General features: G+C 44.5%; 17 protein-coding genes. 10 read left to right on the forward strand and 7 right to left on the reverse strand.

Annotated elements, in window-relative coordinates; translation table 11 throughout:
• Positions 1-79: 79 nt before the first annotated feature.
• Positions 80-1,594: a DEAD/DEAH box helicase gene (locus tag ACVBIL_RS10420; RefSeq protein ID WP_447166916.1), complete on the forward strand. Its 1,515-nt coding sequence runs from the start codon at positions 80-82 to the stop codon at positions 1,592-1,594.
• A 199-nt stretch (positions 1,595-1,793) separates the two neighbouring features.
• Here the strand turns inward: ACVBIL_RS10420 and dbpA are convergent, their stop codons facing one another.
• The 3 genes from dbpA to ACVBIL_RS10435 all read right to left on the reverse strand — a co-directional run bounded on the left by dbpA (position 1,794) and on the right by ACVBIL_RS10435 (position 4,735).
• Positions 1,794-3,203: an ATP-dependent RNA helicase DbpA gene (gene dbpA / locus ACVBIL_RS10425; RefSeq protein ID WP_447166917.1), complete on the reverse strand. Its 1,410-nt coding sequence runs from the start codon at positions 3,201-3,203 to the stop codon at positions 1,794-1,796.
• 454 nt (positions 3,204-3,657) lie between these two features.
• The gene (locus ACVBIL_RS10430; protein ID WP_447166918.1) at positions 3,658-4,368 is read right to left on the reverse strand and encodes a DUF3313 domain-containing protein; all 711 of its coding nucleotides are present in this window, start codon (positions 4,366-4,368) and stop codon (positions 3,658-3,660) included.
• Between the two features lie 151 nt (positions 4,369-4,519).
• Positions 4,520-4,735 (reverse strand): YheV family putative zinc ribbon protein, encoded by a 216-nt coding sequence (locus ACVBIL_RS10435; protein WP_447159373.1) that lies wholly within the window; start codon positions 4,733-4,735, stop codon positions 4,520-4,522.
• 149 nt (positions 4,736-4,884) lie between these two features.
• On the opposite strand from ACVBIL_RS10435, the gene ACVBIL_RS10440 reads away from it, so the two are divergent.
• Together ACVBIL_RS10440 and ACVBIL_RS10445 are read left to right on the forward strand one after the other, a co-directional pair.
• Positions 4,885-6,795 (forward strand): ABC transporter ATP-binding protein, encoded by a 1,911-nt coding sequence (locus ACVBIL_RS10440; protein ID WP_447166919.1) that lies wholly within the window; start codon positions 4,885-4,887, stop codon positions 6,793-6,795.
• Between the two features lie 104 nt (positions 6,796-6,899).
• Positions 6,900-7,364 carry a TIGR02444 family protein gene (locus ACVBIL_RS10445; protein WP_447166920.1) on the forward strand — a complete coding sequence of 155 codons (465 nt, stop codon included), beginning with the start codon at positions 6,900-6,902 and terminating at the stop codon, positions 7,362-7,364.
• A gap of 240 nt (positions 7,365-7,604) precedes the next feature.
• Here the strand turns inward: ACVBIL_RS10445 and ACVBIL_RS10450 are convergent, their stop codons facing one another.
• Positions 7,605-9,194 carry a GMC family oxidoreductase N-terminal domain-containing protein gene (locus ACVBIL_RS10450; RefSeq protein ID WP_447166921.1) on the reverse strand — a complete coding sequence of 530 codons (1,590 nt, stop codon included), beginning with the start codon at positions 9,192-9,194 and terminating at the stop codon, positions 7,605-7,607.
• A 35-nt stretch (positions 9,195-9,229) separates the two neighbouring features.
• A complete protein-coding gene (locus ACVBIL_RS10455) occupies positions 9,230-9,745 on the reverse strand; it encodes a TAT leader-containing periplasmic protein (protein ID WP_447166922.1) in 516 nt (171 codons plus the stop codon).
• A 190-nt stretch (positions 9,746-9,935) separates the two neighbouring features.
• Between ACVBIL_RS10455 and ACVBIL_RS10460 the strand changes: the two genes are divergently transcribed.
• The 3 genes from ACVBIL_RS10460 (at position 9,936) to ACVBIL_RS10470 (ending at position 12,190) form a co-directional block, all read left to right on the forward strand.
• Entirely contained in the window at positions 9,936-10,916 is a 981-nt protein-coding gene (locus ACVBIL_RS10460) for a hydrolase (RefSeq protein ID WP_447166923.1), read from the forward strand.
• Positions 10,910-11,152 (forward strand): YheU family protein, encoded by a 243-nt coding sequence (locus ACVBIL_RS10465; RefSeq protein WP_447166924.1) that lies wholly within the window; start codon positions 10,910-10,912, stop codon positions 11,150-11,152. Before ACVBIL_RS10460 ends, ACVBIL_RS10465 begins: the two co-directional genes overlap by 7 nt.
• A gap of 150 nt (positions 11,153-11,302) precedes the next feature.
• Complete coding sequence (locus ACVBIL_RS10470) at positions 11,303-12,190, forward strand: phosphoribulokinase (RefSeq protein WP_447166925.1); 888 nt, start codon at positions 11,303-11,305, stop codon at positions 12,188-12,190.
• Between the two features lie 703 nt (positions 12,191-12,893).
• Here the strand turns inward: ACVBIL_RS10470 and ACVBIL_RS10475 are convergent.
• Complete coding sequence (locus ACVBIL_RS10475; RefSeq protein ID WP_447166926.1) at positions 12,894-13,676, reverse strand: tetratricopeptide repeat protein; 783 nt, start codon at positions 13,674-13,676, stop codon at positions 12,894-12,896.
• A 446-nt stretch (positions 13,677-14,122) separates the two neighbouring features.
• Here ACVBIL_RS10475 and crp point away from each other — a divergent pair, with 446 nt between their 5' ends.
• The 4 genes from crp to ACVBIL_RS10495 all read left to right on the forward strand — a co-directional run bounded on the left by crp (position 14,123) and on the right by ACVBIL_RS10495 (position 17,283).
• On the forward strand, positions 14,123-14,758 hold the full coding sequence (gene crp, locus ACVBIL_RS10480; RefSeq protein WP_012156707.1) for a cAMP-activated global transcriptional regulator CRP: 636 nt from the start codon (positions 14,123-14,125) through the stop codon (positions 14,756-14,758).
• Positions 14,759-14,841: 83 nt separating this feature from the next.
• The gene (locus ACVBIL_RS10485) at positions 14,842-15,177 is read left to right on the forward strand and encodes a PepSY domain-containing protein (protein ID WP_447166927.1); all 336 of its coding nucleotides are present in this window, start codon (positions 14,842-14,844) and stop codon (positions 15,175-15,177) included.
• 109 nt (positions 15,178-15,286) lie between these two features.
• Complete coding sequence (locus ACVBIL_RS10490; RefSeq protein ID WP_447166928.1) at positions 15,287-15,961, forward strand: response regulator transcription factor; 675 nt, start codon at positions 15,287-15,289, stop codon at positions 15,959-15,961.
• Complete coding sequence (locus tag ACVBIL_RS10495; RefSeq protein ID WP_447166929.1) at positions 15,958-17,283, forward strand: ATP-binding protein; 1,326 nt, start codon at positions 15,958-15,960, stop codon at positions 17,281-17,283. The genes ACVBIL_RS10490 and ACVBIL_RS10495 overlap by 4 nt, the downstream gene beginning before the upstream one ends.
• A gap of 286 nt (positions 17,284-17,569) precedes the next feature.
• Here ACVBIL_RS10495 and ACVBIL_RS10500 read toward each other — a convergent pair whose 3' ends face one another.
• Positions 17,570-18,370 (reverse strand): 2-oxoadipate dioxygenase/decarboxylase family protein, encoded by an 801-nt coding sequence (locus ACVBIL_RS10500; RefSeq protein WP_447166930.1) that lies wholly within the window; start codon positions 18,368-18,370, stop codon positions 17,570-17,572.
• Positions 18,371-18,466: the final 96 nt, after the last annotated feature.

Below are 18,466 nucleotides of genomic sequence, written 5' to 3' on the forward strand. Positions count from 1 at the left end.
CGCCAGCATCAGCAGGCCCCTTTAAACCGCTGCCAGTCGCACTTTAACGCCTATTTCGCAGCCGAAATGAGACCTATCTATGAGTTTTGCCTCACTGGGATTATCAGCCCAAATTTTGAAAGCCGTTGCCAACAAAGGTTATGACACTCCTTCACCAATCCAGGCACAAGCTATCCCAGCCGTTCTGGAAGGTAAAGATGTGATGGCCGCTGCGCAGACCGGTACAGGTAAAACAGCAGGCTTTACCCTGCCACTGCTAGAGTTACTTTCAAAAGGGACTAAAGCGCCTGCAAAGCAAGTGCGCGCATTAGTATTAACGCCAACACGTGAGTTAGCCGCTCAGATTGGCGAAAGTGTTGAAGCCTATGGTCAGTTTTTACCGCTGAAATCTGCGGTAATATTTGGTGGCGTTGGCATTGGCCCACAAATTACTAAACTTAACCGCGGTGTTGATATCCTGGTTGCTACACCGGGCCGTTTACTCGACTTATACAATCAACGTGCAGTGAGTTTTAGCCAGCTTGAAGTGTTAGTGCTCGATGAAGCTGACCGCATGCTAGACATGGGCTTTATTCACGACATCAAGAAAATCTTAGCGGTACTGCCAGCTAAGCGTCAGAACTTAATGTTCTCAGCCACTTTCTCTGATGACATTCGTCAACTAGCCAAAGGCTTAGTAAACAATCCTGTTGAGATTTCAGTCACACCACGTAATGCAACAGCAAACACGGTACAACAGTGGATTTGCCCGGTCGATCATGGTTCGAAAGTAGCCGTTTTAATTAAACTAATTCAACAGAACAACTGGCAGCAAGTATTGGTATTTAGCCGTACTAAGCACGGTGCAAACCGTCTTGCCAAAAACCTTGAAGCGAAAGATATTACTGCTGCTGCAATTCACGGCAACAAGAGCCAAGGCGCTAGAACCAAAGCGTTGGCTGACTTTAAGAGTGGCGCCGTTCGAGTACTTGTGGCAACTGATATTGCAGCTCGTGGTCTGGATATTGACCAACTTCCTCAAGTGGTTAACTTTGATTTACCCAATGTTCCAGAAGATTACGTACATCGTATCGGCCGTACCGGTCGTGCAGGTTCTTCTGGTCATGCGGTATCGTTAGTTAGCAGTGAAGAGATTAAGCTACTGCGTGATATTGAGTTACTGATCAAACAGAACTTAGAGCGACGCCCTGTAGAAGGTTTTGAGCCAACTCACAGCTTGCCAGAAACCGATCTAACCGCTAAATCTCATGGCCAGAATAAAGGTCCACGTAACAGTGGTAATCAAGCTCGTAGTAATGGACGTGCTCGTAGCCCTAATTCTGGTGGAGCAGGTAACAAACCTCCTCAACGCCGTCAAAGCAATGGTCAGAGTAATAGCCAAAACAGCAACGACGCCGCTAAAACTGAACATAGAGACGGTCAACGTAGTGGTGAAATGGCTCGCGGCCACCAACCTAGCGAAAACAAGCCTCGCCGTCAGCGCAGACCTAGCAACAGTGCTAGTTCGGCAAATGGCAGCCCAAGCAATGGCGCTTCAGAGCGCGGCCAACGCCGTAGCTATAACAATAGCAACAAGCCGAGCCAAAATAGCTAAGCGCTAAACCAGCCAGCAACAGATACAACTGCCAAGACTACCCATCCATGGGTCTTGGCATAAGTGCTCCAGGCACAAAAAAAGCAGCGCCTAAGCGCTGCTTTTTTGTGCCTATACCAATCATATCAATCGGTATCGCAATGGTAGCCGTTAGGATAAGTCATCAAATTCTGACTCATCCCAATGGCAATATATGCGTTTAACGCATTTCCCATGCACGGTATGAACGACCTTTAAGCTTGCCGTTGGTAATTTTATGCAGGGCTTTTTTAGCCACTTTACGGTTAACCGCTACATAAGCGCGCATATCGGTAATTTTGATCTTACCCACTTCGCTGCCTTCAATACCATTCTCGCCAGTCAATGCACCCAAAATATCACCTGGGCGTAGCTTTTGCTTTTTGCCACCATCGATCTGCAAGGTGATCATCACTGGCTGTACCGGGAAAGTATCGAGTAAATGTTCAGACGGCAGAGCTTCGTTCACGATCTCACGCTCTAAATAATCTTCTAGCAATGCAATCTTGTAGCCGTCTTCGTCATTATAAAAAGTGTGCGCAGAACCTTTGCTACCCGCACGACCTGTACGGCCAATACGATGAATGTGTACTTCAGTGTCGTAAGCCACGTGATAGTTAATCACAGCGTCCAATGCGTCGATATCTAGACCACGGGCCGCAACATCGGTTGCCACCATGATAGACACACTCTTATTGGCAAACTGCAGTAACGTTTGGTCACGATCGCGCTGCTCTAAATCACCATGTAGTGCAACAACGCTAAAGCCGTCATTCTTCAATTGCGCAGCAACATCTTTGGTTTCACGTTTGGTATTACAAAATACCACCGCACTATCTGGGCGGTATTCAAGTAACAATAACTTAAGCGCACGCATGCGATCGTTATTATTGCCAACTTCATAAAAATGCTGGTCGATAGTACTGGTTGCGTGAGTCGAATCCACTTTGACTAGCACTGGCTTGAACATGATCTTGTCAGCAATTGACTGGATCTGCTCAGGGAACGTAGCACTAAACAGTAGCGTCTGGCGCTCTATTGGCATGCGGTCCATGATGCCTTCAAGTTCAATCTGAAAGCCCATTTCTAGCATACGGTCGGCTTCATCGAGCACTAAGGTATGCACATTGTCGAGATCTAAACGACCACGATCTAAGTGATCGATAATACGCCCTGGCGTACCCACAATAATGTGAGCGCCGTGCTCTAGTGAGCCAATTTGTGGCCCCATTGGCACACCGCCACACAGGGTCAGTACTTTAATGTTATGGATACCACGAGCAAGAGTACGGATCTCTTTTGCCACTTGGTCGGCAAGTTCGCGTGTTGGGCATAGAACCAAACACTGAATGCGGAAACGTTTAACGTCTAATTTGTGCAGTAAGCCCAAACCGAACGCTGCTGTTTTGCCTGAGCCTGTCTTACCTTGACCAATGACATCTTCGCCATTAAGGATTGCTGGTAAGCTTTTCGCTTGAATCGGGGTCATAGAGTCATAACCCATGGTTTTCAAGTTTTCTAGCAGCTCAGTCTTCAGGTTAAGGCTTGAGAATGGCGCTTGGCCTTCGGTATTCGGGACTGTTTGAGTCAAAGTATCTTTCCTAAGTATTCACTGCTGTTTAGGGCGGTTACCCTCTAGGACTCGGCACCTTATCAAGGTCCATCAAATCGTCTTTTGCAGTGATAAAATCATGGTGACAAGACTCCAAATAATCAGGAGCAAAAGTTGTCGTTTGCTATCGCTATAAATTATAGCGCGCTATTGTAGCAGTTATTCTTTTAGTTGCAGCATGTCGAATATAGGATAACTGATAAATATATCGCTATCGCAGCCTTTTACGGCCTTTAGCGCCGAGTTTGGTTAACTTGGTGTCTCTATTACCTCGGCCGCAATAGCCCTGATGTAAATGAGCAAGCTCCTAACGACAAAATCCTAGCCACAAAAGAGCTGGCTATGTTTGCCAGCTTAATATTAGTCGTATCGAGGATGATTGCCGCATCAAATTTGCCAAGAGTGCATAGATAGTGCAAACAACTCATGTCAGTTACAGATCCTCGCCGCGTAGTGTTGCGCCTAATCTATCAACCCACCAATCAACCGCATCTCTAGCATCGTCGGTTGAGTCAATCATGGTGCTAAAGTCTTTACCGCCCGCTTTTCGGTCAATCACAGCCACGATAGGCTTACCCGTTTGCGCATCGCTAAGCATAAGCTCTATCGTCGCACTACCCACATTGGTATGCTCGCCAGTCACTACCTTTGAAATACTTGAGATCCCAAGCCCAAAAGGCAAAATACTGCTAGTGACGGCTAAAATTGGATTGGGGGTTTCAATATTGGTTAACGCCACGCTGACTCTAAGTGTTTTAGGCTCTTCACCTTTAGCGAGGGTTTGCTCCAGTTCAGCTTGGTTGATGATCTTAAAACGCTGACTGGCTTTTTGCTTAATTTTACTGATTAGATAACGTGAAACCTCAACAACATCCTCATCATCTAAGTTGTCGTAACGGGTTTTATCATCTAAAACTAACCAAGCTTGGTCAACGATGACGTTATCGTACTGACTAAGGATTTGATTAAGGTCGCTAACACTTTTTATTTTAGGTTGCGCCCAAATAAGGTCACTTCCACCGTCAGGGCCGGGTCGAAAATCGTCAAATGAACTAAACATCTGCGAGTTTCTATAATCCTGGATGGTGCCACAACCCGTTAGCAATAAAGTCAAACCCAGCAAAAATAGTCGTGTCACAGTCATGGTCTTTACTCACGTTAAGTCGATGCTAACCCGCCTGTTAGCAAATAATGAGCAAAGTTTACACCAATACACCAACAAAACACAACAGAGTACACAGCTGTACATGCCCATTCCCATCTAAAAAAGTGAGTCTATGGTTCAGCGACTTCGATTAATCTGGATTAAATACACCAATAACTGCACCGCTGGCTTTTTTAGCCACTTTTTCTTCTGTCTGTTGCTCACGATAATCGCACTCAACACACTCTACGGTTTCAATACCATTTTCTTTAAATAACACGATTGATTCTTTTGCCTGGCACTTCGGGCATTTAGCACCTGCTACAAAACGTTTCTTCACTTTTTTAGTTGTTGTCGTTGTTGTCATGATTTAAATTCCTTTACACATATGCCTAACATTTTGCCACAAAAGCTGCGTCATGACCGTACTTTTCTAGGATTCACCATAGAAGTAACCATGGGTTCTAAGCTATTATCTGTCCCCAATATTTGCTCTCTGACTTTAAGCCGACCTCAATGATCACCATCACTCAAGCTCAACTCGTTCGTGGCTCGAAAACCTTGCTCGATGAAACTTCATTAACTGTCTATCCAGGCCATAAAGTCGGACTAGTGGGTGCCAACGGCAGCGGTAAGTCTTCACTGCTTGCGCTTATCTTGGGCAAAATTAGCCTAGATAAAGGTGAGTTTACTATGCCCAGTGGCTGGCAAATGGCTACCGTGGCACAGGAAACACCGGCGCTAGATGTAGCTGCAATTGAATATGTGATCGATGGCGATACTGAGTACCGAGCTCTTGAAGCGCAGCTACATGCAGCCCAAGAAGCCGATGACGGCCATAAAATTGCGTTATTACACGGCAAAATTGACGCCATTGGCGGTTATGCTATTCATTCCCGTGCTGCAAGTTTATTAGCGGGTCTAGGCTTTAGCGAGCAAGAGCAGAGCAATCCAGTTAAGAGTTTCTCTGGTGGTTGGCGTATGCGCCTCAACTTGGCTCAGGCCCTGTTGTGTCGCTCAGATCTACTGCTTCTCGATGAGCCAACCAACCACTTAGACTTAGATACCATGTACTGGCTAGAGGGCTGGATTAAAGCCTATCAAGGTACGCTTATTCTTATCAGTCACGACCGCGACTTTATCGACGGCATTGTCGATGAAATCGTTCATGTCGAAAATACTAAGCTGAACTATTACAAAGGTAACTACACCTCCTTTGAGCGCGTGCGTGCCGAACGTATGGCGCAGCAACAAGTGGCATTTGAACGTCAGCAAAAAGAGCGCGCTCATATGCAGTCGTTTGTGGACCGTTTTCGCTATAAAGCCAGCAAAGCTAAGCAAGCTCAAAGCCGCTTAAAAGCGCTTGAACGTATGGCAGAGTTACTGCCATCGCAAGCTGACAGTCCGTTCCACATGGCCTTTAGAGAGCCTGAAGCACTGCCAAATCCATTAGTGACTATGGAGCAGGTTTCTATCGGTTACGGCGAAACTGAGATCCTTAAAAAGGTGCATCTTAATTTGGTTCCTGGCGCACGTATTGGCTTACTAGGCCGCAATGGCGCGGGTAAATCGACATTAGTTAAATTGCTTTCAGGTGAGCTTTCAGCGATGAAAGGAAAATATGAAACTAATCCAGGCTTAAATATCGGCTACTTTGCCCAGCATCAGCTGGAATTTTTGAGCTTAGATGACTCACCATTGCAGCATTTGGCACGCCTAGCCCCGAACACTAAAGAGCAAGAGTTACGTAACTTCTTAGGCGGATATGGTTTCAATGGCGATATGGCGCTCGCGCCTGTTAGACCGTTCTCTGGCGGTGAAAAAGCCCGCTTAGTACTAGCACTTTTAGTATGGCAACGCCCTAACCTATTGTTACTCGATGAACCGACCAACCACTTAGACTTAGAGATGCGTCATGCGCTCACCATGGCGCTACAAACCTTCGAAGGTGCGATGATTATTGTCTCGCACGATAGACACCTATTACGTTTAAGCTGCAGTGATTACTACCTGGTAGACCAAGGTGAAGTGAAAAGTTTTGAAGGTGACCTAGACGATTACCACCAATGGTTGCTCGATGCCGCAAAAAACGCAGGCAAAGAAGAAGACACAGATACCAGTAAACCGGTTCAAGATAAAAAACTACAAAAGCGCTTAGAAGCTGAGCTGAGGCAAAAGCTGTCGCCGCTGAGAAAGGTGCAGACTAAGCTTGAGAAGGAGCAGCAAAAAGCCAACGAGCGTCTAAAAGAGCTTGAAGATATGCTTGCCGACGCGAGTCTTTATGATGCTGACAATAAGGCTAAACTCACCCAGGTACTGGCAGAGCGAACCACGCTTACCCAAGGGTTAGAGGAAAGCGAAATGGAGTGGCTGGAGATCCAAGAAGAAATTGAAAGCATTGAACAAGATGTTCGTGCTGAAATCTAACCAGAACCATTAAAAAGGGAAGCCTTGCTTCCCTTTTTCTTTGCTGATTGCCATGACTGATTTCAATGACTGATTTCAATAAGAGACGAAAAGGAACACGCTCGATGACATTATCTGACGGTGCTAATCCCGATTTTTATCTCAGCTTGTGGACTGATTGCGACACGCTTTATCTGCAACACCAAAACCAATGTTTAGCATTGCAAGATGACCACCAGCTCAATGTTAATCTGTTACTCCTAGCGATTTGGCTCGATAACAAGCAGCACAAACTAGCGTCATCGGACTGGAAAGTGCTGCAGCATTCGATGTTTGCATGGGAGGAAAGACTGTTACTTCCCTATAGAAAATTGAGACGTCAGGCTAAAGCCTACCTCGAACAAAACGAATATCAACAGCTGTTAAGCGTGGAGTTGATGCTAGAGCGAAAATCACAAGCTATGATTTTAAAGGCATTAGAGTCGATACAAATTCAGGAAGATAACACTACAACAGGCGGCAACTTAAGTCGTTATCTAGCGCTATTTAGCCTAGATAACAATGATTACCCCTCATTACAAAGTAACTAGCACTAATGAGAAAACAGATGAGAAAGCGAGCCACCAAGCGCTCACTTCGTTTGCTACACAGATGACTCGAACAAAAGAAAAAGCTCGGGGTCGATTTTCTTCGTGCTCTTCGTGTCCTCTGTGGTCCATTCTTATCTTTCTAAGTCATCAAATTTTCTCTGAGTAACGTCCTTAAGTGAACGGCTGTAGCCACCTGGCTCGCTTTTATTATCAACCTGCAGGTTATCAAATTAGCCGCGTTTAACTTAGCGTGAGCTTCTGCGCTAACCGCGTCGCGTTTCTTGCGGTCATACCGTAAATAGACAGCTGCGGATTAGCGCCTAAACTGGTTGGGAATATTGAGCCATCCATTACCGATAAGTTGTCAAAATAGTGTGACTCGCCGAAACTGTTCACCATCGACATGTTAGGATCTTCTCCCATTGGGCAGCCCCCCATCACATGAGCCGAGGCAACAACCGTTTTTAGCGGCGCCAGATCCATTTCACTAATGGCTTTTTTGGCCTCCTGCCAACTCGACAGATACGGCATGCCTTCACTGATAGGCAATACTTGCTGTGCACCAGCGGCAAACTGCAGCTCCGCCATACTCGCGTAAGCTCGCCTTGCTGCACGCCAAAAGGCATCGGTAAGGGGGTAATCGAGTGTAAAGCCATGTTCTGTTAACTTGACTTGGCCGCCTTGGCTATTCTCATGATAACCATCACGCACTAAGGCTATGGTGACTTGCAGCCGATTAAACTTTTCCATCAAGTCTGCATGGCTTTTACCGTAACCTATGGTTTTTGATGCGATCAAAATCGGGTGTACTGGCGGCACTTCTAGCTTATAGCCGAGCTCACCATCGGCGCCATTTTGCCATACAAATTCATCTGAATAGATTGATTGCGGCGCGCCGCTATGACCATTAATCGGGTCGCTAAACACGCCACCACTTAATAGCGTTGGATGTAAGAAAGTGCGCTTGCCGATGATCTCATAGGGATCTGCCAGCTTAGAGCGCAACATAATGGCCGGAGTATGGATGGCGCCGGCAGATAAAATATAGTGCTTTGCTTTAAACATGATTTCGACGGGTAGCGGTTTCATGTTGTAATCAACCGCTTGTGCTTTAACGGCAAAAATCTTGTCATTATGATGTTCAAGCTTCATCACTTTAGCTTGGCTCACCAATGTTGCACCGCCTTCGAGCGCGGCAGGTATGGTTGTCACCAGCATAGACTGTTTAGCGTTAACAGGGCAGCCCATGCCACAGTAACCAGTATTCCAACAGCCTTTAACGTTACGCTTAATGACGGTGTAATCCCAACCCAGTTGCTCACATCCCTGCTTTAACGCTTGGTTATTACGGTTTGGCTCATAAGCCCACTTACTGATATTAAGACGCTGCTCCATTTTCTCGAACCAAGGGTCGAGCTCGCTGCGAGAAAGGCCGGCAACTGATTTAGTCTGTGCCCAATAATCCAATGCGGGCTCAGGGGTTCGAATCGACGTAGTCCAATTAACTGTCGTGGACCCGCCCACCCCACGGCCTTGAAATATGCCAATCGCCTTGTCAGTGGTCTTCATTCCAGCTGCTTGCTGGTATAAATCTGGATAAGCTTGACGCTCCTCCATGATGAAGTCTTTTGAAGATTTTAGCGCACCACCTTCAACGATAATCACAGACAGCCCGGCCTGCGTCAGAATTTCTGCTGCAACGCCGCCGCCAGCGCCACTGCCAACAATAATAACATCGGCTTCCAAGGTTTGATTTTGAGTGAGTTTTGCCGCATTTATATGTGCCCAGCCAGAATCTAGGCCGGTTACGATAGGATCTTCAATGGCCACAAACTACCCCTTAACCATAGTGTTTATTAATAACATCACGTCATATCCTCAAGAAAACTAGGCTTGGCATAATGTAACCGGCTCCAATGCTCTGGGCTGGAGTAATAGCTCGCCATGACTAATTCTCGCAATCCTTGATACGCAGTAACCATCATGTCCAAATAGCTGGTACGCCAACTTTGCAGCATCTCTATCAGCTCAGGCTGCTTACGCATCATCAGCGGCGTCATGCTGCCTGTTAGGATCAGCAGCCCTAGACGTCCTTCAAGCATTTCTAACAGTTGCTCAAGCTCAGCTTGGCTTTCTTGGGGGAGAATAGAGATAGTATGCTCAATGGCATCTAAGGTACGGTTTATCGCATCGCGTTTTAGGGTGGCAACATCAGGCAACGCACCCTCTAAAAAAACCGGCAAGAGTACACTAAATAACAAGCGGTGCTTGTCGTCCAGATCCTGATTAACACTGACATAATCTGAAGAGTAATAATTCACACCTAAGGCTAAACAGGCGGTGCCGGCTAATGCGGTTGTAATAAACGTACGTCGTTCCATCGCGTCCTCTAGTTATTATTGAGTTTTTGCCACTTAATTTTCTACGCTACTCGATTCACCAGTTACTTTAGCCATTCCGCTATTGAGAGTCGAAACCGCAACATTAAACTGCCAAATTTCAATCTGTGTTACACTCTGGTGACAATAACAATTAAACACACGTTTTAATTTTCAGCAATAGCCAATTATTATGAGCCAGAAATTTTCACCACCTTGGTGGGCTAAAAACCCCCATGTTCAAACGATTTTACCTGTACTGACTAAAGTGGACAGACCACATTTAAGCCGCGAAAGACTCGAACTCGACGACGGTGACTTTATCGATCTTGACTGGCAAGGCTCGCCTCAAGACAATCAGGCTATTCTGGTCATTATTCATGGCTTAGAAGGTAGCGCAGAGTCCCATTACGCCCGCCGCATTCTAGCCGCGTGTAAGGCTGTAAATATTTGTGCGGTTGTGCATCATCACCGTAGCTGCTCAGGGGTACTTAACCGACTCGTTCGCGGCTATCACAGTGGTGATACCCAAGATATTCAAACCACCTTACAACACCTTAAAAAACAATATTCAAACAGCAAGTTACTGGCTGTAGGTTATAGTTTAGGCGGTAACGTGTTGGTGAAATATCAGGGCGAACAGCAACAAAACAGCCTTGTTGAACGCGCCGTGGCTATCTCGGCGCCTCTTCATCTTGCAGCCTGTGCTAAACGCTTAGAAAAGGGCTTTTCTAAGCTGTATCAAAGCTATTTAATCAAGCAATTACAAGAAAAGATGCGCAATAAAGTGTCAAACCCCGAACTCGCAACGTTAATGCCTATTAATCATAGCGACATTGAACATCTCAATACCTTCTATGCATTTGATGATAGAGTGACGGCGCCATTACATGGATTTGACGATGTCGATGACTACTATGCTCGCGCCAGCGGTTTACCGTACTTAAACCAGATCACCAAGCCGACTTTAGTCATTCATGCCAAAGACGATCCGTTTATGACCACCGCGGTGATCCCAAGTGATGCGCAACTCTCTAATCAAGTAGAATATGAGTTACATGATAATGGGGGGCATGTGGGCTTTATTAACGGCGGCAGTCCGTGGCGACCACAGTATTATCTTGAACAGCGTGTTTTAAACTTTTTAACCTCATCGGAAGCATCAGTATGTTAGTTCCTTACCAATCTTTATCGCAATTACCTAGCGAAACCTTTGATAACCTAATAAAAGAGTACCTTATCAGCCAAGTTGAAGATGGCAGTTTTTCGGGTGACGGTGAGCACAGCATGGACAACGCAATAGTGCAGTGTAAAGCAGCGCTCAAACAAGGTCTTTTAGTGGTTGAATATAGCGAAGAAGAGGAATCCATCGGCATAAGGCGTAAAGAAGATATCGTCTATCAAGATTGAGCCTCAGCGTTAGTGCATAGATTGACCTTAGCTAAGCGAAGCCGTATAAATAAAGGCTCTATGCAAAATCTTCTTACCTGAGTCACTATATTTAGCCTAGTTTGGCTAGCGTGCAGGTGATAGTTAACTATCTTTATTTTGGGTAAAAAAATGTCAGCGAAACATCCTATTATTGCGGTTACAGGCTCCTCAGGAGCCGGCACAACCACGACAACCACTGCATTCAATCATATCTTTAGACAGCTTGGCATTAATGCAGCCATTGTTGAAGGTGATAGTTTTCATCATTTTACCCGCCCTGAAATGGCGGTCATGATCCGTAAAGAAAAGACTGAAAACCGTAATATCAGTTACTTTGGCCCGGAAGCGAATGACTTTAAGCGTCTCGAACAATGCTTTAACGACTACAGTAATACAGGTCAAGGTGAGACTCGCGCCTATTTACATACTTTTGATGAAGCCGTGCCATTTAATCAAATGCCAGGCACCTTTACTCAATGGCATCCTTTGCCAGAAAATACCGAAATGCTGTATTACGAGGGGTTACATGGCGGCGTAGTCACTGATGAGTGCGATGTAGCTCGCCACGTCGATCTGCTTATTGGTATGGTGCCTATCGTCAACCTTGAGTGGATCCAAAAGATTATTCGAGACACCTCAGAGCGTGGCCACAGCCGTGAAAAAGTCATGGACTCGATAGTACGCAGTATGGATGACTATATTAACCACATGACGCCACAGTTCTCTCGCACACATATCAACTTTCAGCGCGTGCCTACTGTGGATACATCAAACCCTTTTAGCGCCAAAAGCATTCCAAGCTTGGATGAAAGCTTTGTGGTAATCCGTTTTCGCGGCATTAAAAATGTCGACTTTCCTTATTACCTGCGCATGATCCAAGGCTCGTTTATGTCGCGAATTAATACACTCGTAGTCCCAGGCGGCAAAATGTCATTGGCGATGGAGCTCATTCTAACCCCGTTAGTGAAAGATCTGATGGATAAGCGCCTACAGCTAATATCGCCACAAAACGAATAGCACGAGTAAAATAAGTTAGCATTAAGATTAGTTTAAGCCTATATCGGTAGACTGCTGCTTATCGGGATTTCAGGCGAAAGAACGATAAGTTAGCATTCCCTTGGAAGTAAATTCCCCCATCTTGATCTGTTTATTTTCTTGGGATTGCTAACTGCCCCATCTTAAATTCTAAAATAAAACTCCAAAGTAAATTCCACATCCATGCTTGATCTATTTGTTTCTTTGGGATTGCTAACTGCCCCATCTTAAATTCTAAAATAAAACTCCAAAGCAAATTCCACCTTCATGCTTGATCTGTTTGTTTCTTTGGGATTACTAACTGCCCCATCTTAAATTCTAAAATAAAACTCCAAAGTAAATTCCACATCCATGCTTGATCTGTTTGTTTCTTTGGGAATGCTAACTGACTTCCTCTAAAAATTATTCCAAATAGTAAATTCCACATTCATGCTTGACCTGTTTGTTTCTTTGGGATTGCTAACTGCCCCATCTTAAATTCTAAAATAAAACTCCAAAGCAAATTCCACACTCATGCTTGATCTATTTGTTTCCTTGGGATTGCTAACAGCCCTTTCTACTCTATCGGCAAAAAAGTAAATTCCACATTCGTGCCAGTTCTGCTTGCCTCTGTGTTTTTCGGGTACAAAAAAAGCCCCTATTTAGGAGCTTTCTATTTATGAGTGCTATCAACTGCTATCAATAGTTAATTACCAATAAGCGGCAATGCTTCGCGGTATGGCTCATAGTTCTGATAGCTTTTTAATCGTTGCTTGAACTCGGCGGTTTTGCTTTTATCTGAGCCTAAATTGAGTGCTTCAATCGCTTTTCGCTGGGTATCGATAGCGGCATCAAAATCACCAATTTCAGCATAAGCTGCAGCAAGGTTATCTAGATTGGTCGGATCTTGCTCATCTGACTCTAACAGCGCTAATGATAGCTCAAGCGCCTTATTACCATTGCGGTATTCAGCTTCTGGGCAGGTCGCTAAAATCCACGCTACATTGCCTAAAGAAATTTGGTCACCTACGGTATTAAACTGCTCTACGGCTTTACCGCAATTACGCTCAACACCCTCACCACCAGCAGCATAAATAAAGCCGAGTCTAAAGTTCGCCCATTTATTGCCTTGTTTACTTAACTTGCTATACCACTGCTCAGCTGTCGATAAGTCACGTTTAATCAAACTCCCTTCGAATGCGAGATCCGCTATAGTTTGCTGTGCTTTTACATGACCTAAAGTTGCCGCTGCTGTCGCCCACTTTATGCCGAGATTCTGGTCTTGTGCGACATAACGACCAGATAGGTACATAAGCCCAAGCAGATACTGAGCATCGGCATCGCCTTGAGTGGCCTTTAATTGAATATGGGCTAAACGACTCGCGACTTCGGCACTTTTGGGTTGCGGAATAGAAAACGCATTAGCTCCAGCGCTAACCGCTAAACAAAAGACCACAACAGTATTTAACATCCAAGGTCTATAATTCACGAAGGGCTCCTACAACTCACAAAAGTCATCTTAGGGTACAGCTACTAGATCGTTTTATTCTAATTTCACTCAAGTTAGCCTGAATCGGCGCCAAATGTCGAGCGTAAAAAGCTCATATTCATTAATGATAATCATTATTATTGACGAGATTCAAGCTTTCGCATATAAAATGCACCAATCTGCAAACCCAAAGCCTCCCTAGCTCACGACGATTGAAACAAGATGTGATACAAGCCTGATTGTTAACGTAACAATCTAGCTTAGTGCCAGATTCAGTTGACATATATTACTAATGTATCAGAATAGCCTATATCTAAATGGTTATTCAGCTTTGGTTGACCCAGTCTAAAGTAAGACTTCAATCAATGTTTTAATCACTTAATTGACGTAAGATGCTTAATTAGCATATCCTTACTTTTAATGTAAATCAGCCGAGGAACATAGGCATGGCTCTGATTGGAAAGCCAAAACCAGATCCAACTTTGGAATGGTTTTTATCACACTGTCACATTCATAAATATCCAGCCAAAAGTACTTTGATCCACGCTGGTGAAGATTCTGACACGCTTTATTACATCGTTAAAGGCTCTGTAGCCGTCTTAATTAAAGACGAAGAAGGTAAAGAGATGATTCTTTCTTACCTAAACCAGGGCGATTTTATCGGTGAGCTAGGCTTATTTGAAGAGCAAGCTGAACGTACTGCATGGGTTCGTGCTAAGCAAGCTTGTGAGATTGCTGAAATCTCTTACAAGAAATTCAAGCAGCTAATCCAAGTTAACCCAGAAATCTTGATGAAGCTTTCTTCTCAGATGGCTTACCGTCTGCACAGCACAAGCCAAAAAGTAGGCGACTTAGCCTTCCTTGACGTTGCTGGAAGAATTGCACAGACATTGCTTCACCTTGCAAAGCAGCCAGATGCCATGACGCATCCAGATGGCATGCAAATCAAGATCACTCGTCAAGAGATTGGCCAAATCGTTGGTTGTTCTCGTGAGACTGTAGGCCGTATCTTGAAAATGCTTGAAGAACAAAACCTTATTCAAGCTCACGGTAAAACTATCGTAGTTTACGGAACGCGCTAAGCCAGTATTAAGCTCGGTTTAAGACAGCTTCTATAAAGTGGCCTGAGATTATCTCAGGCCATTTTTTTTATTAGGAGTTCAGCGTGAAATTAGCATTTTATTTATGCCTTTTGGCTGCGATGCTACACCTGCCTACAGCGGTTGCTAATCAAAAAATTGAAGTCCAACATTATGAGGCGCAGACATTAGTCAGCAGCGGACAGATCCTTTCCCTCGATGTCACCCTTAAAAGTATCCAAGCCATGTGTCATGGTAAACTTCTTGATGCTCATCTTTACCAACATCAAGGAGACTTACGCTATGAAGTCCAAATTCGTACAGACAAAGGACAACGGGTAGAGTTGTTACTCGACGCCAAAACAGGCCTACTTACACAACCAGTGCAACTTCCAATCAGTTGCAGTACGGAAAATTTGTAATAATGACTTGAAAATCAAATCTAGTTCCCCTGATATGGCACTTTTGAGTTAACATCAATTAACGCTGTAAATCGCCTGTCACTTTACACAGTAACATTGAGAGCACGCTATGAAATTACTTCTTGTTGAAGACAACACCTTGTTAGTCGAAGAGCTTGTTAAACAACTTAAACAAGCCGGTTATGTTACCGATGCTACAGATAAAGTTAGTGAAGCTGATTACCTCATTAAAGAAACAAATTATGACTGTGTCATCCTTGATATTGGTTTACCCGATGGCAATGGTTTAGAGCTATTAGAGACGTGGCGTGAACAGGGTATTCATACTCCAGTCATCATGTTAACTGCACGCAGTCAGTGGCACGAGAAGGTCGAAGGCTTTAACTCTGGAGCCGATGACTACCTAGGTAAACCATTCCATACTCAAGAGCTGCTTGCGCGTATTCAGGCGTTAATTCAACGCGCCCACGGTAAAGCTAACACCCCAAATAAACAGCTAACCTATGCAGGTGTTGCACTCGATGAAGGCCAGCAATCAGTCACGGTAGGCGAGCAGACATTTGAGCTTACAGCCATGGAATTTAGACTATTAAAAATCTTTTTAATGTCACCTAAGAAGCTATTATCTAAAGCACAGCTCACCGATAAGCTGTATCAGTTTGATGATGAAAAAGAGAGTAATGTGGTTGAGGTATATGTGACTCATCTACGTAAGAAACTCGGCAAAACAGCCATCGAAACTCGCCGTGGACAAGGGTATATTTTTCACGGTCTGGCTCAATGATCTCAATCCGCACCAAGCTAAGCCTGTGGTTAACAGGCTTAGTGGTGATATCTACCGTTGTCGGCATTATCTTTTTCGAGTCAATGCTGCGACAAGCTTTCCATGACTCCATCATCGCCAGACTGCAAGAAGATCTACAGCAAGTCCTACTTGCAACTCACCTAGAGGACAGTTCCTTTAGTATCGATGAAAACCAGCTCTCTAATTTTTACCGTCCTGTCTACTCAGGCCGCTACTATCAACTTGACCTTCCAGAGCAAGAGCTTAGATCGCGTTCCTTATGGGATCAGCGTCTCGAAGTGGTTGATTTGGAAAAAGGTGAAACCCACGCCTGGCAAACCAAAGGGCCACAAAATCATGATATTCAGCTGTTATCTATTGGTCTTAAATCTGAAACATCAGGGCTCAGTGCAACACTAACAGTGGCGCAGGACTTGAGTATTGGCCGTAAAGTGTTCTCTGAAGTGTACGGCACTAAACTTATCGTTAATCTCGCTATGTTACTTGCAATGATTACAGGTATTTTCTTAGTCCTGCGTCAATCATTTAAGCCTGTTAACCAAATGAAAGACACCTTGGCTAAATTACGTGAAGGTGAGATATCTTCCTTTGACCTCAACTCTATTCCACTGGAACTGCAACCTTTAGCCAAAAACTATAATGAGTTATTGACCTATTCAAGTAAGCAGATTGAGCGCAGCCGTAACAACTTAGGTAACCTAAGTCATGGCCTTAAAACGCCTTTGGCAGTGATGCAGCAACAAGTTGAAGCTCTCTATTTAAAAGAACCTGAATCGGCTGAAGCGCTGCAAAAACAGCTGAATTTAGTGCATAAGATGATTGAACGTAAATTGGCGGCTGCGCGGATCACTGGTGATATGCTACCTGCAGCGCAGATGCAACTCCCCAAAGATATCGAAGATTTAGCTCAAACCCTTAATAAGGTTCACCGCACTAAGTCTATCCACTGCCGCTTTGATATTCCTAGCGCCATTACTCGATTGCCGATGCACCGTGAAGACGGTATGGAGCTATTAGGGAATCTACTCGACAACGCTTATAAATGGGCGAATTCAGAGATCCGAGTCTGCATTAGCCATCAAGATCAGCAGCTTAAATTGACGATAGAAGATGATGGGCCTGGGGTAAAAACAGAAGAGCTAGCGCAGCTGACCCACAGGGGCAAACGTCTCGACGAGGCGACTATGGGCCACGGTTTAGGCTTGTCGATTGTTAAGGATATTGCCGAGCAGTATAAGATTGAACTCAAGTTCGAAAACAGCAAGAGCTTATCGGGGCTGAAAGTCACCTTGCTCTTCTAAAGCTTAATTAAAATTCAAGGTATTAAAACCATAAAAAAACCGGACTCGAGTCCGGTTTTTTTATGCGACATGCTAAAGAGTTAATTTAGGCCGCTTCTTTGCTCTCACAATTTGCACCTAGCCTTTACCGTTAGTTATTAGCACTCGCGATTAACAGTCGTTATTAACAGTCGCGATTAACAGTCGCGATTAACAGTCGCGATTAACAGTCGCGATTAACAGTCGCGATTAACAGTCGCGATTAACAGTCGTTATTAACAGCCGTTATTAACAGTCGTTATTAACGCTAGCCATTAACATTAGTGCTTTCAAAAATCTTGTCAGCAGAAGCCGCTACAAAGCCGGTGTAAAGCTCCCCGTCTGCTTTAGGATAACGCAAGGCAAACTCATAAAAACAGCTAGGAATGTCAATCACTGCGTCTGAGAAGCTAACAGGGATCCTATCTGCCATCGTCGATGACTGCTCCAGTAATACCTCTGGACTGCCCTTTACTTCACCGCCCGACGCATTCAATACAAAGCCTGCGGCTTTTAAAGCATCGTTAACTTCAAATATGGTTTCATAACCTGGTAGATAATTAATCGATACCGTGAAATGGTTAGCACGATAACCAAATGCAGCAACCCAGGCAGCGTATTCACTCTCAGCTAATAGTGCCTGATAAGTCTTAGTATCGAGCTGCCAGTGACGGCCTGAGTACAAGAAGTTGTCGGCAGTGGTTGCGTCCTTATCAATCTGATCTATTAAGCCATTAACCGTAGCTTGCAGTTCATCGCTAAACTCTTCAACTAACAATTCAGAAATAAACACTTTTGGCTGTGTACTGTCAGGATGTTCAAAATGCTTCGCATTGAGCTTTTTGGCTTCAAACTTATAATCGCCGCATGCGACATAGCCGATAGATTCGAAATGCGCAGCTAATACTTCAAGGTTAACCTTGGCAATATTAAACGTTCTAAGTGCAATATGATCATTGATGATTACCTCGCCCTTAGACAGCAACTGCTGCACTTTAGCCGCTGAAGGTGTCATTTCAATATAGTCTTGCCAAAGTGCTTCAAATAACGCGTTTACATTCGTGTGCATTGTTAGCTCCTTTACGCCTGCGTGTTTACCTGTTTATTTAGTTAGTTGGTTTAATCACGCGGCGATACACGTTTGAGGGATACAGCTTAGTTTTTT

This window comes from Shewanella sp. 125m-7, assembly GCF_052977045.1.